The 13,941-nt window shown below is 65.7% G+C and carries 13 protein-coding genes; 10 read left to right on the top strand and 3 right to left on the bottom strand.

What is annotated here, in order from left to right:
- Positions 1-27 precede the first annotated feature (27 nt).
- Positions 28-189: a hypothetical protein gene (locus ACF8O7_RS26045; RefSeq protein WP_012204826.1), complete on the top strand. Its 162-nt coding sequence runs from the start codon at positions 28-30 to the stop codon at positions 187-189.
- Positions 190-278: 89 nt separating this feature from the next.
- Here the strand turns inward: ACF8O7_RS26045 and ACF8O7_RS26050 are convergent, their stop codons facing one another.
- Together ACF8O7_RS26050 and ACF8O7_RS26055 are read right to left on the bottom strand one after the other, a co-directional pair.
- Positions 279-614: a MerR family transcriptional regulator gene (locus ACF8O7_RS26050; RefSeq protein ID WP_126311985.1), complete on the bottom strand. Its 336-nt coding sequence runs from the start codon at positions 612-614 to the stop codon at positions 279-281.
- Positions 611-1,600, bottom strand: coding sequence for a DnaJ C-terminal domain-containing protein (locus tag ACF8O7_RS26055; RefSeq protein ID WP_046984397.1), 990 nt, complete (start codon positions 1,598-1,600; stop codon positions 611-613). The genes ACF8O7_RS26050 and ACF8O7_RS26055 overlap by 4 nt, the downstream gene beginning before the upstream one ends.
- 168 nt (positions 1,601-1,768) lie before the next feature.
- On the opposite strand from ACF8O7_RS26055, the gene ACF8O7_RS26060 reads away from it, so the two are divergent.
- From ACF8O7_RS26060 to typA, 9 genes are all read left to right on the top strand, one after another.
- Positions 1,769-2,596, top strand: a complete 828-nt coding sequence (locus tag ACF8O7_RS26060; protein ID WP_016452385.1) for a c-type cytochrome — start codon at positions 1,769-1,771, stop codon at positions 2,594-2,596.
- The gene (locus ACF8O7_RS26065; RefSeq protein WP_126311984.1) at positions 2,593-3,933 is read left to right on the top strand and encodes a cytochrome c; all 1,341 of its coding nucleotides are present in this window, start codon (positions 2,593-2,595) and stop codon (positions 3,931-3,933) included. The genes ACF8O7_RS26060 and ACF8O7_RS26065 overlap by 4 nt, the downstream gene beginning before the upstream one ends.
- Before the next feature lie 10 nt (positions 3,934-3,943).
- On the top strand, positions 3,944-4,345 hold the full coding sequence (locus tag ACF8O7_RS26070) for a thioredoxin family protein (RefSeq protein WP_016452383.1): 402 nt from the start codon (positions 3,944-3,946) through the stop codon (positions 4,343-4,345).
- A gap of 278 nt (positions 4,346-4,623) precedes the next feature.
- The gene (rimP, locus tag ACF8O7_RS26075) at positions 4,624-5,202 is read left to right on the top strand and encodes a ribosome maturation factor RimP (protein WP_026062108.1); all 579 of its coding nucleotides are present in this window, start codon (positions 4,624-4,626) and stop codon (positions 5,200-5,202) included.
- Positions 5,203-5,288: 86 nt separating this feature from the next.
- Positions 5,289-6,776: a transcription termination factor NusA gene (gene nusA, locus ACF8O7_RS26080; RefSeq protein ID WP_016448885.1), complete on the top strand. Its 1,488-nt coding sequence runs from the start codon at positions 5,289-5,291 to the stop codon at positions 6,774-6,776.
- 23 nt (positions 6,777-6,799) lie between these two features.
- Complete coding sequence (infB, locus tag ACF8O7_RS26085; RefSeq protein ID WP_016448884.1) at positions 6,800-9,655, top strand: translation initiation factor IF-2; 2,856 nt, start codon at positions 6,800-6,802, stop codon at positions 9,653-9,655.
- A 6-nt stretch (positions 9,656-9,661) separates the two neighbouring features.
- A complete protein-coding gene (rbfA, locus tag ACF8O7_RS26090) occupies positions 9,662-10,033 on the top strand; it encodes a 30S ribosome-binding factor RbfA (protein ID WP_016448883.1) in 372 nt (123 codons plus the stop codon).
- Between the two features lie 4 nt (positions 10,034-10,037).
- The gene (gene truB / locus ACF8O7_RS26095) at positions 10,038-11,003 is read left to right on the top strand and encodes a tRNA pseudouridine(55) synthase TruB (RefSeq protein ID WP_016448882.1); all 966 of its coding nucleotides are present in this window, start codon (positions 10,038-10,040) and stop codon (positions 11,001-11,003) included.
- Between the two features lie 23 nt (positions 11,004-11,026).
- The gene (gene typA, locus ACF8O7_RS26100; RefSeq protein WP_034364351.1) at positions 11,027-12,856 is read left to right on the top strand and encodes a translational GTPase TypA; all 1,830 of its coding nucleotides are present in this window, start codon (positions 11,027-11,029) and stop codon (positions 12,854-12,856) included.
- 123 nt (positions 12,857-12,979) lie between these two features.
- Here typA and ACF8O7_RS26105 read toward each other — a convergent pair whose 3' ends face one another.
- Entirely contained in the window at positions 12,980-13,870 is an 891-nt protein-coding gene (locus tag ACF8O7_RS26105; RefSeq protein WP_034364354.1) for a LysR family transcriptional regulator, read from the bottom strand.
- Between the last annotated feature and the right edge of the window lie 71 nt (positions 13,871-13,941).

Raw genomic sequence — 13,941 nt, forward strand, 5'->3', positions numbered from 1 at the left:
TCTCATTTTTTTGAAGAAGGAAATGCCATGGGCAACAAGATCGTTACCGAAGCCGACCGCAAGTTCACTCCCCAGCCTCCCCTGCCCAACGGCGTCACCCTGCCGACGCCCGGCCGTGGCCAGCGCGTGAGCCGCGCCCGTGGCGCCCACACCCATACCAAGAAGAACCCCGGCAAGCGTCACCGCTGAGCACGGCGGGCCGCATGCATGCCTGCTGCGGCCGCGTTCTGAAAGCAAGAGCCCTCGAAAGAGGGCTTTTGCTTTTGGGGCGAATGCGCTCAGTGCTGCAGTGCCTGGAGCTTGCGGCGCAGCATCTGCACTTCCTCGATCAGGTCCGCCGTCAGCGCGGCCAGTTGAGGGTCGGCATCGAAGCTGTGCTCCAGATGGGCAATGCGGCGCGCACGCACCAGCATGTGGCTGCTGAAGCGCCACTGTGCCTGCGGTGCGGTCGCTTCGCCCGGCGGCTCGTTTTCGCAGTACAGCACGCCGGTCTGCACACGCTCCACCACCCAGTCGGTGTTGCGCTGGCAGTGGCGGGCGAGATCGTGCAGATCCAGTGCGCCTTCATCCAGCAGTTCTGCAGGTTCGTAGAAGGGATACAGCGGCGTGCTCATCGCGAGGCTCCTTGGCCCGTGCCTTGCTGGCGGGCATCGAACGAGGGGAAGGCCTGGGCCAGTGCCTCATAGGCCTTTCGCTGGGCGTCGGTCTGCGGCTCCGGCAGGCTGATGCCCAGCACCAGATACAGATCGCCTGGCGTGGCGGCGGGCAAGCCCTTGCCCTTGATCCGCAGCTTGCGGCCGGCGCGGCTGCCGGCAGGGATGCCGACATCGAATTCGCCGGCAATCGTGGCGAGACGGACCGTGCCGCCCAGCGCGGCTTCCCAGGGCGCGAGCGCGATGGGCTGATAGACGTCCTTGCCCTCGGCCCACCAGCGCGGGTCGTGGCGCAGATGCACCTGCAGCAGCAGGTCGCCTGCAGGACCCTTGCCCAGGCCCTGGCCGCCCTGGCCTGCCAGGCGGATCATCTGGCCCTCGCGCACGCCCTTGGGAATGCTGACCTGCAATTCCTTGTCCCGCGCCACCGGCCGCCCGTCCTCATCCAGCACCGTGCTGCGCAGGTGCAGGCTGCGCTGGGCGCCGTGGTAGCTGTCCAGCAGGTCCAGCTCGATGCTGGCGTGCTGGTCCTGCCCCCGCAGGTCGGGTGGAGGTCGGTGCTGCCCGCCGCCCGCATGGCGCGCGCGGGCGCCCTGGCCGAACATCTGCGAGAAGAATTCGCTGAAATCCGCATCGCCGTCCGGCATGGCGCCATCGCCGCTGCGAAAGTGGAAGTCCTGACCTTCCCAGTCCGGTGGCGGCTGGAATCCGCCGGCGCCTGCGCTGCGGCGGGGCGCATCGGCCAGCGCGTCGTAGGCCGCACGCTTTTCGGGATCGGACAGCACGGCGTTGGCTTCATTGATCTCGGCCATGCGTTGCGAGGCATCCGCTTCCTTGCTGATGTCCGGGTGGTACTTGCGCGCCAGCTTGCGGTAGGCCTTCTTGATCTCGTCAGCACTGGCCTGCCGGTCCACGGCCAGGATGCGGTAGTAGTCCTTGTATTCCATGAATTTCCGTCCTCCAGCCCTTGCGGGCGATGTTCTGGACAAGCCAGAAGCCAGCATAGCCCGGTCATGGCAGGGTCTCAACCGATGGGCCTTTTCCTGCTGGACTGGCATCTTGTGACGGGTTTACTACATTCGCGCGTCGGCAGGACGCAACAGGAGGCGTCGGACATGGCACATGGCAGGCGATGGCGGTACGGGACAGGGCTTTCAGGCGTCAAGGGGGCAAGGAGCTTGCTGGGCGCATGGCTGGCGGCCTGTGCATGCGGCGTGATGGCGCAGTCCGCCCAGCCGGCACCGGGCGTGCCGATGGCGGACCTGCCCCCCGCCGTGGTCAGTGCGCCTCTGCCCGATGTGGGCTCCATGGCGTCCAGGGTACTGGCCTGCACGGCCTGCCATGGTCCCGAGGGACGGGCCACACCCAGCGGCTACTTTCCTCGCATTGCGGGCAAGCCTGCGGGCTATCTTTACCGCCAGCTCAAGAATTTCCAGCAGGGGCGCCGCAGCTATCCGGCAATGAACCGGCTGATCGAATTCATGTCGGACGACTATCTGCGCCAGATCGCCGTGCATTTCGCAAGCCTTGAGCTGCCCTATGCGCCGCCCGTGCCGGCGCAGCTGCCGCCCGCCGACCTCGCGCGTGGCGAGCAGCTGGTGCTGCAGGGCGACGCGCAGCGGGGCCTGCCCGCCTGTGCTGCCTGCCATGGCCAGCGGCTCATGGGCGCGGGCGACGATATCCCGGGTCTGCTGGGCCTGTCACGCGACTATCTCAACAGCCAGATAGGCGCCTGGCGCTCGGGCCAGCGCCAGGCGGCCGCTCCCGATTGCATGGACCAGGTGGCCAAGGCGCTGACGCCGCAGGAAGTCGTGGCCGTCACGGCATGGCTGTCGTCGCGGCCTGCATCGGCGACGCCGGGAGGGCACGAGGCCTTGGCGCGCTCCTTGCCGCTGCGCTGCGGTGCGGTGGCCGCTGTGGGCGGTCAGGAGGGCAGGCCATGAGTGTCCAAGTGGAAAATCCGGCCAGCGCGAGCGTACGCGGGCGGTGGCCCCTGCTGGCTCTTGTGGTCCTGGCCCTGGTCCTGGTGGGGCTGCTGCTGGTCTGGCTCAACCTGCGGGGGGAGCAGGGGGTTCATGCCTATGGCCACGGCGGCTGGTCGGGATCGACCGAAACACAGGCCGCCCTGGTCGAGCGCGGCGCCTACCTTGCGCGGGTAGGCAACTGCGCTGGCTGTCACACGGCGGCGGGCGGTGCCGAATATGCGGGCGGGCGGGGCTTGCCCACCGCGTTCGGCACGCTGTACACCAGCAATCTCACCTCCGACAAGGAGACGGGCTTGGGACTGTGGTCGGCGCAGGACTTCTGGCGTGCGCTGCACAACGGGCGCTCGCGCGAAGGTCGCCTGTTGTATCCCGCCTTCCCGTATGACAGCTACACCCGCGTGACGCGCGCCGATTCGGACGCCTTGTTCGCCTATCTTCAAAGCCTGCCCGCCGTGCGCGCGCAGACGCCGCCGCATGCGCTGGACTTTCCCTATGGCTGGCAGGGGTCGCTGGCCGTCTGGCGGGCGCTGTTCTTCTCGCCGAAGGATTGGCAGGACCAGCCAGGGAAGGCCCCGGCCTGGAATCGCGGCGCCTATCTTGCCCAGGGGCTGGGCCATTGCGCGGCCTGCCATGCGCCGCGCAATGGCCTGGGTGCCTCCGGCCAGGCCATGTCCGGCGGCTTTGTGGCAGGGCAGTCCTGGTATGCGCCTTCGCTGCTCGATCCCGGCGAGGCGGGTGTGCGCGCCGGCCAGGAATCCGCCTGGGTGCAGTTGCTGCAGACGGGGTCCGGCCCTTCAGGCTCGGCACTGGGCCCCATGGCCGAAGTCGTGGCGCGCAGCACCCAGCACTGGCAGCCACAGGATCTGCAGGCGCTGGCTTCCTATCTGCAGGAGCAGGGCGCTGCTGCCCCATCTGCCGGCACAGACGGGCACGGCGCCATCAAGGCTGTGCAGCCTGGGCAGATGGCCTTGGGGTGGGCCGTGTACGAACGGCAGTGCGCGGTCTGCCATGGTGCGCAGGGCCAGGGAACACCGGGCGCGTTTCCTGCGCTGGCCGGCAATGCCTCCGTGACCATGGCCGAGCCGCGCAACCTGCTGCTGGTGCTGCTGGACGGTGGCTATCCCCCGTCCACGCGGCAACAGCCGCAGCCGCATGGCATGCCGCCCTTTGGCCATGTGCTGTCTGACGCACAGGTGGCCGCCGTGGCCAGCTATGTGCGCAATGCCTGGGGCAACAAGGCGGCGGAAATCGGTACCATGGAGGTTTATCGCGCCCGGGAAGGGCGTGGTTTCTGAGAGGTTTTCCATGGATTCAATGGCCGGCAAGCTGCCGGACGACAGCGCGGCAGCCAGCCCCTGGTGGGTGGTTTGCCTGTGTGCGCAATGGTGCGGCGTTTGCAACCAGTACCGGAGCGCGTTTGCGGAGCTGGCCACCCAGTTCCCGCAGATGCACTTCGTCTGGCTTGATGTCGAGGACCGCGAGGATGTGGCCGGGGACCTGGACATCGAAACCTTTCCCTCTGTGCTGATCGCTGACGGCGAGCGCGCGCGCTTTCTGGGGCCGGTGCTGCCCCAGCCGGGCGTTGTGGCGCGCATGCTGCAGTCATTGGCCCAGGACCCTGGCGCGGCCCCGGCCGACCCCGCCGAAGCGCAGGCCCTTTTGCGGCGGCTTCAGTCGGCGCAGGCGCTTGAGCGCGTGGGCGCCTGAGCATCCCGCGGAGGGGTGTCCGCCCTGGCCTGGGCTGCCTTGCGCAGTGCCTGCCAGCGCCTGTTTTTGTACGGCGCGAACTTGGCCTGAAGGTCGTTTGCGGATACAATGGCATATTCACGACCAAACGGGCGGGTACCAACCGCCCTTTTTTTTGGGCGATCTTCGGGCGACCTTAGGGATTGCCATGGGGCTCGGCGCTGTTGGGACATGGCTGCTGCCAAGGTTTCAGGGGCGTTCCGGGTCTTTTGTGTTTGCAGGATTGAATTTAATTACACGTGGCACTACAGCAAATCGTTGAACAAACCGTGACAGGTCTGGGCTATGACCTGGTGGAAATAGAACGCTCGGCAGGCGGGCTGTTGCGCGTCACAATTGATTTGCCTTGGCAGCCCCCGGTGGAGGGCGAGCCGGTGGTGCCGGAGCAGTTCGTGACAGTCGAGGACTGCGAGAAGATCACGCGCCAGCTGCAGTTCGCGCTGGAGGTCGATGGCACGGATTACACGCGCCTCGAGGTCTCCTCCCCGGGCATCGACCGCCCCCTGCGGCATGAGCAGGACTTCATCCGCTTTGTCGGGGAAGTCATCGACCTGACCCTCAAGGAGCCCATCGGCGCTGCCGCTGAAGGGCAGGTCAGCGCCAATCGCAAGAAATTCCGCGGCACGCTGGAGCGTGCCGAAGGTGGTGGCTGGCAGATCGTCTGGAGCGACGAGCCACCCGTCAAGCCTGGCCAGAGGGTCAGCAAGAAGCGTGTTCCCGCGCCCCTGCAGGCGCTGGGTTTCACGCTGGAGGAGCTGCGCGAGGCGCGTCTGGCTCCCCTTGTGGATTTCAAGGGGCGTTCTGCCAAGCCGGTCTGATCGGAGCGGGCAGGGTACGTCGAATCATTGGGGCAGAAGGGCATTGCCATCCCCTTTCTGCGTGATTGAAATAGGAGAGTCGTCGCATGAATCGCGAATTGTTGATGTTGGTAGAAGCCATTTCGCGCGAAAAGAACGTGGAGCGCGATTTGGTGTTCGGTGCAGTGGAATCGGCCCTGGCCCAAGCCACGAAGAAGCTGTACCAAGGTGAAGTGGACATCCGCGTGGCCATCGATCGCGACAGCGGTAACTACGACACCTTCCGCCGCTGGCTGGTGGTGCCCGATGATGCGGGCCTGCAAAACCCCGATGCCGAAGAAATGCTGATGGACGCACAGGACCGCGTCCCCGGCATCTCCGAAGGCGAGTACATCGAGGAAGAGATCGAGTCGGTGCCCATCGGCCGCATCGGTGCGATGGCGGCCAAGCAGGTCATCCTGCAAAAGATCCGCGATGCCGAGCGCGAAATGCTGCTCAACGAGTTCCTTTCGCGCGGCGACCGGATCTTCACGGGCACCGTCAAGCGCATGGACAAGGGCGACATCATCGTCGAGGCCGGCCGTGTCGAAGGACGCCTGCGCCGCAGCGAAATGATCCCCAAGGAAAACCTGCGCAACGGCGACCGCGTGCGGGCCATGATCATGGAAGTGGACGCCACGCTGCGCGGCGCGCCCATCATCCTGTCGCGTTCGGCGCCGGAGTTCATGGTCGAGCTGTTCCGCAACGAAGTGCCCGAGATCGAGCAGGGCCTGCTGGAGATCAAGAGCTGCGCTCGCGATGCCGGCAGCCGCGCCAAGATCGCCGTGCTCAGTCATGACAAGCGTGTCGATCCCATCGGCACCTGTGTCGGCGTGCGGGGCACCCGCGTCAACGCCGTCACCAATGAATTGGCTGGCGAGCGCGTGGACATCGTGCTGTGGTCCGAGGACCCCGCACAGTTCGTGATCGGTGCGCTGGCTCCGGCCAATGTGTCGTCCATCGTTGTGGACGAGGAAAAGCACGCCATGGACGTGGTGGTTGACGAGGAAAACCTCGCCATCGCCATCGGCCGTGGCGGCCAGAACGTTCGCCTGGCTTCCGAGCTTACCGGCTGGAAGATCAACATCATGGACGCGGCTGAGTCTGCGCAAAAGCAGGCGGACGAGTCTGCCGTTGCGCGCCAGCTGTTCATGGAAAAGCTCGATGTGGACGAGGAAATCGCCAACATCCTCATCGAGGAAGGTTTCGAGACCCTGGAAGAAGTGGCCTACGTGCCGCTGCAGGAAATGCTCGAAATCGAGGCGTTCGACGAAGAGACGGTGAACGAGCTGCGCACCCGTGCGAAGGATGCCCTGCTGACGCAGGAAATCGCGCACGAGGAAAACGTGGGCAAGGTGTCGCAGGATCTGCTGACGCTCGAGGGAATGACTCCGGAGATCGTGGACAAGCTGGCCGAGGCCAATGTGCACACTCGCGACGATCTGGCCGATCTGGCCATCGATGAGTTGACCGAGCTGACCGGGCAGACCGAGGAAGAAGCGAAGGCTTTGATCATGAAGGCGCGTGAGCACTGGTTCACCGAAGGGCAAGAGTAAGGTCAGGGAGGTTCAGAGCATTTATGTCCAGTAATACGGTTGCCGAGTTTGCAAAAGAGCTCAACAAGACCCCTGACACGTTGCTGCAGCAGCTCAAGGCTGCAGGCGTCGCCAAGGACAACGCATCGGATGCGTTGACCGACGGCGACAAGCAGCAACTGCTCAGCCATCTGCAGGCCAGCCACGGAAGTGGCGCCAAGAAGATCACGCTGACCAAACGGTCCACCAGCGAGATCAAGCAGGCCGATTCGTCGGGCCGCGCCCGCACCATCCAGGTGGAAGTGCGCAAGAAGCGCACCTTCGTCAAGCGCGACGAGGCCGCCGAAGGCGCCTCCGACCCCGCTGCCGTTGCGGCTGCCCAGGAGCAGCGCGCGGCGTCGGAGCGCGAATCTCAGGAATTGGTGCGCCGCGAAGGGGAAGCACGTCGCCAGGCCGAAATGATCGGCCGGGAGGAGGAAGAATTGGCACAGCAACGCCGTGAGCGCGAAGAGCGCGAGCTAGTCCAACAGCGCGAGCGCGAAGCCGAAGAGCGCGCAGCCGCCTATGCGGCTGCCGAAGCCGCAAAGATTGTCGAGGCCAACCGCGCTAAGCAGGAAGCCTCGCGCGAGCAGGCTGCCGGCCAGATAGCGCGCGCCGAAGCCCAGCTCGCGGCACGCGCCAAGGCCGAGGAAGAGTCCAAGGCCCGTGCGGCCGAGGAAGCCGAACGCGCCAAGGATCTGGAAGACCGCCGCCGCAAGGCGCTGGCCGAAGCCGAAGCCATTCGCGCCATGATGGCCGCGCCCAAGAAGGTGCTCGTGGCCAAGAAGCCCGAAGAGCCCAAGCCCGTGGCAAAGCCTGCAGCGCCTGCTGCCGCCGATGCCAAGAAGACCACGCTGCACAAGCCCGCTGGCACGACCGCCGGCGGAGCCGGTGCGCGCGCGCCTGCCGGCGCCGGCAAGGAAGTCAAGTCCGCCAAGCTCTCCTCGAGCTGGGCCGGTGATGGCAAGAAGAAGGAAATCAAGACCCGTGGCGACAGCTCCGGTGGCGTGGGCGGCCGTTCCAACTGGCGCGGCGGCCCGCGTGGCGGCCGTCGTGGCAATGACCGCAATGACGGACAGCACCAGAGCGCGGCAACGGAATTCCGTGCCATCGAAGTACACGTGCCCGAGACCATCACCGTGGCCGAGCTGGCGCACAAGATGTCGGTCAAGGCATCCGAGCTGATCAAGGTGCTGATGAAGATGGGCCAGATGGTCACCATCAACCAGCCCCTGGACCAGGACACGGCCATGATCGTGGTCGAGGAAATGGGCCACACCGCCAAGGTCGCTGCGCTGGACGATCCCGAAGCCTTCACGGCCGAGGAAGTGTCCCAGCAGGAAGCTGCCCAGGAGTCGCGCGCCCCCGTGGTCACCGTCATGGGCCACGTGGACCACGGCAAGACCTCGCTGCTGGACTACATCCGCCGCACCAAGGTTGCGTCGGGCGAAGCCGGCGGCATCACCCAGCACATCGGTGCCTACCATGTGACGACGCCCCGCGGCATCGTCACCTTCCTGGACACCCCGGGCCACGAGGCCTTCACGGCCATGCGTGCCCGTGGTGCACAGGCCACCGACATCGTCATCCTGGTGTGCGCTGCCGACGACGGCGTGATGCCCCAGACCAAGGAAGCCATCAAGCACGCGAAGGCGGCGGGTGTGCCCATCGTGGTTGCCATCACCAAGGCCGACAAGCCCGATGCCAACCTCGACCGCGTCAAGCAAGGCCTGGTGGCCGAGCAGGTGGTGCCTGAAGAGTACGGCGGCGAGTCCCCGTTCATTGCCGTGTCGTCCAAGACCGGCCAGGGCATCGACGAGCTGCTGGAACAGGTCCTGCTGCAGGCGGAAGTGCTGGAGCTGACCGCTCCCGTGGAAGCCGCTGCCAAGGGTCTGGTCATCGAAGCGCAGCTGGACAAGGGCCGCGGCCCCGTGGCCACGGTGCTGGTGCAGTCCGGCACGCTGAAGGTGGGCGACGTGGTGCTGGCAGGCCAGACCTACGGCCGCGTGCGCGCCATGCTGGACGAAGACGGCAAGCAGACCAAGTCCGCTGGCCCCTCCATCCCGGTGGAAATCCAGGGTCTGTCCGACGTGCCCCAGGCCGGCGACGACTTCATGGTGCTGCAGGACGAGCGCCGCGCCCGCGAAATCGCGACCTACCGCGCCGGCAAGTTCCGCAACACCAAGCTGGCCCGCCAGCAGGCTGCCAAGCTCGAGAACATGTTCGCCGAAATGGGTGCGGGCGAGGTCCAGACCCTGCCCATCATCGTCAAGGCCGACATGCAGGGCTCGCAGGAAGCACTGGGCGCATCGCTGCTCAAGCTCTCCACCGAAGAGATCCGCGTGCAGCTGGTCTACTCGGGCGTGGGCGGCATCAGCGAGTCCGACGTGAACCTGGCGCTGGCCTCCAAGGCCATCATCATCGGCTTCAACGTCCGGGCCGATGCCCAGGCGCGCAAGACGGCCGAGAGCAACGATGTGGACCTGCGCTACTACAACATCATCTACGACGCCGTCGAAGAGGTGAAGGCAGCGATGTCCGGCATGCTGGCTCCTGAGCGCAAGGAAGAGATCATCGGCATGGCCGAGATCCGTACCGTGTTCGTGGCGTCGAAGATCGGCACCGTGGCCGGCTCGTACATCACGCAAGGCCAGGTTACGCGCAATGCGCATTTCCGCCTGCTGCGCGAGAACGTGGTCATCTACACGGGCGAGATCGAATCGCTCAAGCGCCTGAAGGACGACGTCAAGGAAGTCAAGGAAGGCTTCGAGTGCGGTATCAAGCTCAAGAACTACAACGACATTCGCGAAGGCGACGTGCTCGAAGTGTTCGAGATCAAGGAAATCGCGCGCTCGCTGTAATTCGACATGGCAACACGCAAGTCCGCTGCGCCGAACCGCAGCTTCAAAGTCTCCGACCAGATCCAGCGGGATCTGGCGGAGCTGATCGCACGCGAGTTGAAGGACCCGCGCGTGGGCATGGTGACGCTGCAAAGCGTGGAGGTGACTCCGGACTATGCCCACGCCAAGGTCTACTTCAGCCTGCTGATCGGCGATCCGCAGGAGACGCAGGACGCCCTGAACCAGGCCGCAGGCTTCCTGCGCAACGGCCTGTTCAAGCGCCTGCACATCCATACCGTGCCCACGCTGCACTTCATCTACGACCGCACCACCGAGCGTGCGGCCGACATGAACGCCTTGATCGCCAAGGCCGTCTCCTCGCGCGGGAAGGAAGAGTAGCCCCATGAACGCGCCACGCACAAGGGTGCAGCGGCGCCCTGTGCATGGGGTGTTGCTGCTCGACAAACCGCTGGAGCTGTCCAGCAACGACGCCTTGCAGAAGGTCAAGTGGTTGCTGCGCGCCGAAAAGGCCGGACACACCGGCACGCTGGACCCGTTGGCCACCGGCGTGCTGCCGCTGTGCTTCGGTGCGGCGACCAAGTTCAGCCAGTTGCAGCTCGAAGCTGCCAAGACCTACGAGGCGATTGCGCGCCTGGGCCAGACCACGACCACGGCCGATGCCGAGGGCGAGGTGCTGCGCGAGCGCGCCATCGATCCCGCCGCCCTCACGGCCGAGCGGCTTGCCGCCGTGCAGGCGCAGTTCACGGGCCCCATCCGCCAGGTGCCGCCCATGTACAGCGCGCTCAAGAAGGACGGCAAGGCTCTTTATGAATATGCGCGTGCCGGCATCGAAGTCGAGCGTCCGGCGCGCGAAGTGACAATCCACGCACTGGAGCTTTCGCTGACGCAAGACAGCCAAGGCCAGCCGGCGATCCGGATGCTGGTGACCTGCAGCAAGGGCACCTATATCCGCACGCTGGCGGAGGACGTGGGAGAGGCCCTGGGCTGCGGCGCGCACCTGCGCGCGCTGCGCCGTATCGACACTGGCGGGCTGGGTGTCGAGCGCTGTATCTCGCTGGAGGCGCTGGCCGCCATGGGCGAGGACGAGCGTCTGCAGCAGTTGCAGCCTGTCGATGCCTTGCTGGCCAGCCACACGGCTGTCACGCTGGGTGAGCAAGATGCGGCCCGTTTTCTCACGGGCCTGCCCCGCAAGGGCGCTTGGGCCGATGCCGAGGCGGTGGCTGTGTATGGCGAAAACCCCCAGGCTCTGCTGGGGGTGGGGCGCGTGGTGCGTGGGGAACTCATCCCCGCCCGCCTGCTCAGTTCACTGGAAATTCAACAGATTTTGGAAGACACGCCGCGCCCATGACGCAGCGGCAATGGGAAAACACTATGAGCAAACAAATCCGCAATATCGCGATCATCGCCCACGTGGACCACGGCAAAACCACCATGGTGGACCAGCTGCTGCGCCAATCCGGAACCTTCGCCGAACACGAGAAAGTCGTGGACACGGTGATGGACAACAACGCCATCGAACGCGAGCGTGGCATCACCATCCTGGCCAAGAACTGCGCCGTGAGCTGGAACGACACGCACATCAACATCCTCGACACACCCGGCCACGCGGACTTCGGCGGTGAAGTGGAGCGTGCCCTGTCCATGGTCGACGGCGTGGTGCTGCTGATCGACGCGCAGGAAGGCCCCATGCCCCAGACGCGCTTCGTGACCAAGAAGGCGCTGGCCCTGGGCCTGAAGCCCATCCTCGTGGTCAACAAGGTGGACAAGCCCGGCGCGCGTCCCGACTACGTGGTCAACGCCGCGTTCGACCTGTTCGACAAGCTGGGTGCCACCGACGAGCAGCTGGACTTCCCCGTGGTGTACGCCTCGGGCATCAACGGCTGGACCTCGCTGGAAGAAGGCGCTCCGGGCGAGCAGTGGGGCCCCGACATGTCGGCCCTGTTCGACACCATCCTGAAGCACGTGCCTTCGGTCAAGGGCGATCCCGCCGCTCCGCTGCAAATGCAGATCTCGGCGCTGGACTACTCCACCTTCGTGGGCCGCATCGGCGTGGGCCGCATCACTTCCGGCACGCTCAAGCCTTCGACCGACGTGCTGGTCATGGAAGGTCCTGACGGCAAGAGCTACAAGGGCCGCATCAACCAGGTGCTGAAGTTCCAGGGCATCGACCGCGTGCAGGTGACCGAAGCCGGCCCCAGCGACATCGTGCTGGTCAACGGTATCGCCGACCTGGGCATGGGCGTCACGCTGACCGACCCGCTGAACCCCCAGCCGCTGCCGATGCTCAAGATCGACGAGCCCACGCTGACCATGAACTTCTGCGTCAACACCTCGCCGCTGGCGGGCCGTGAAGGCAAGTTCGTGACCAGCCGCCAGATCTGGGACCGCCTGCAAAAGGAACTGCGTTCCAACGTGGCCCTGCGTGTCAAGGAAACCGACGAAGACGGCATCTTCGAAGTGTCGGGCCGCGGCGAACTGCACCTGACCATCCTGCTGGAAGAAATGCGCCGTGAAGGCTACGAGCTGGCCGTGTCCAAGCCCCGCGTGGTCTACCGCGACGTGGACGGCGTGCGCCACGAGCCCATCGAGCTGGTGACGGCCGACATCGAAGAAGGCCACCAGGGTGGCGTGATGCAGGCCCTGGGCGAGCGCAAGGGCGAGCTGGTCAACATGGAACCCGATGGCCGCGGCCGCGTGCGCCTGGAATACCGCATTCCTGCGCGTGGCCTGATCGGCTTCACCAACGAATTCCTGAACCTGACCCGTGGTTCCGGCCTGATCTCCAACATCTTCGACAGCTACGAGCCGCACAAGGGCGAAATCGGCGGCCGCAAGAACGGTGTGCTGATCTCCATGGACGAAGGCGAAATCTTCACCTACGCCCTGGGCAAGCTGGACGACCGTGGCCGCATGTTCGTCAAGGCCAACGATCCCGTGTACGAAGGCATGATCATCGGCATCCACAGCCGTGACAACGACCTGGTGGTCAACGCCACGCGTACCAAGCAGCTGACCAACTTCCGCGTGTCCGGCAAGGAAGATGCCATCAAGATCACGCCCCCGATCGACCTGTCGCTGGAATACGCGGTGGAATTCATCGAGGACGACGAGCTGGTGGAAATCACCCCCAAGAGCATCCGCGTGCGCAAGCGCCACCTGTCCGAGAACGAGCGCAAGCGCGCTTCGCGCGCAGGCGCATAAGCGCCGTGGCGCCGAGGGCGCGCGCAAGCCAGCCGGCTTAGCCGCCCTGATTGTCAAAGGCCGCATCCGCGGCCTTTGTCTTTTCTGCGGCGGCTTCTGCCACGCCGTCCGCCAGGCCGTCCGTCAGGCGTTCAGCCGCAGCAGCAATTCGCGCAGGCGCTGGCCGGCCGCTGCGCTCTGGTGCGGGTTGAGCGCCAGGGCCAGGCCGATGGAGGGCAGGGTCCCGGCGTCTTGCAGCGTGCGGAACACCACGCCCGGCGTGCTGCCCTTGGCCACGACGGCCGGCACCAGGGCCACGCCCAGGCCCGCGCCCACCAGGCTGACCAGGGTCTGGGCCTGCACCGCATGCTGCTTGACCTGGGGCATGAAGCCCGCGTTCTGGCAGGCCAGCACCACCAGCGCATGCAGGCCGGGCACTTCGCTGGGGCGGTAGTTGATGAAGGGCTGGTCGGCCAGATCCCGCAGCCGCAAGGCGGGCCGCTGCAGCAGCGGGTTGCCTTCGGGCAGCACGGCCACCAGTTCGTCCTTTTCCACGGGCGTGATGGACAGCTCGGTGGCCTGCGTCACCGGGTAGCGCAGCAGGCCGGCATCGAAATCGCCGCTGGCCACCTGCGCGCAGATCTCGCGCGTGGTCGATTCGGTCAGCACCAGGTCGATCAGCGGATATTCGCTGCGAAAGGCCTGCACCAGCCGTGGAATCAGCGAGAACGTGGCCGAGCCTATGAAGCCTATGTGCAGCCGGCCGCGCTCGCCACTGGCCGTGGCCTGCGAGACCTCCTGCACCTGGCGCGCATGGTGCAGTGCCAGCTCGGCACTTTCCAGGGCCGCCCGGCCTGCCTCGGTCAGCTCCGTGCCCCGGCGGTCGCGCTGGAACAGCTGCACGCCCAGGCTGTCTTCGAGCCGGCGGATGGATTGGGACAGCGGCGGCTGCGACATGTGCAGCTGCTCGGCCGCCTGGCGGTAGTTGAGCGTGCGGGCCAGGGTGACGAAGTGACGCAGTTGGCGCAGGTCCATTGATATCCACCGTGTATCAGCAATGCTGAATTAAGTCTTAGACGCGACTTCAAAGATATCAAATACTGGCT

Source organism: Delftia sp. WSY_16 (assembly GCF_043104415.1).
Lineage (GTDB): Bacteria > Pseudomonadota > Gammaproteobacteria > Burkholderiales > Burkholderiaceae_C > Comamonas > Comamonas tsuruhatensis.

What these genes read in the sequence shown, in the direction of transcription:
- ACF8O7_RS26050 (WP_126311985.1), bottom strand. Translation starts at nt 614, where the DNA reads ATGAGCACGCCGCTGTATCCCTTCTACGAACCTGCAGAACTGCTGGAT.
- infB (WP_016448884.1), top strand. Translation starts at nt 6,800, where the DNA reads ATGTCCAGTAATACGGTTGCCGAGTTTGCAAAAGAGCTCAACAAGACC.
- ACF8O7_RS26070 (WP_016452383.1), top strand. Translation starts at nt 3,944, where the DNA reads ATGGATTCAATGGCCGGCAAGCTGCCGGACGACAGCGCGGCAGCCAGC.
- ACF8O7_RS26045 (WP_012204826.1), top strand. Translation starts at nt 28, where the DNA reads ATGGGCAACAAGATCGTTACCGAAGCCGACCGCAAGTTCACTCCCCAG.
- ACF8O7_RS26060 (WP_016452385.1), top strand. Translation starts at nt 1,769, where the DNA reads ATGGCACATGGCAGGCGATGGCGGTACGGGACAGGGCTTTCAGGCGTC.
- nusA (WP_016448885.1), top strand. Translation starts at nt 5,289, where the DNA reads ATGAATCGCGAATTGTTGATGTTGGTAGAAGCCATTTCGCGCGAAAAG.
- ACF8O7_RS26065 (WP_126311984.1), top strand. Translation starts at nt 2,593, where the DNA reads ATGAGTGTCCAAGTGGAAAATCCGGCCAGCGCGAGCGTACGCGGGCGG.
- rbfA (WP_016448883.1), top strand. Translation starts at nt 9,662, where the DNA reads ATGGCAACACGCAAGTCCGCTGCGCCGAACCGCAGCTTCAAAGTCTCC.
- typA (WP_034364351.1), top strand. Translation starts at nt 11,027, where the DNA reads ATGAGCAAACAAATCCGCAATATCGCGATCATCGCCCACGTGGACCAC.
- ACF8O7_RS26105 (WP_034364354.1), bottom strand. Translation starts at nt 13,870, where the DNA reads ATGGACCTGCGCCAACTGCGTCACTTCGTCACCCTGGCCCGCACGCTC.
- ACF8O7_RS26055 (WP_046984397.1), bottom strand. Translation starts at nt 1,600, where the DNA reads ATGGAATACAAGGACTACTACCGCATCCTGGCCGTGGACCGGCAGGCC.
- truB (WP_016448882.1), top strand. Translation starts at nt 10,038, where the DNA reads ATGAACGCGCCACGCACAAGGGTGCAGCGGCGCCCTGTGCATGGGGTG.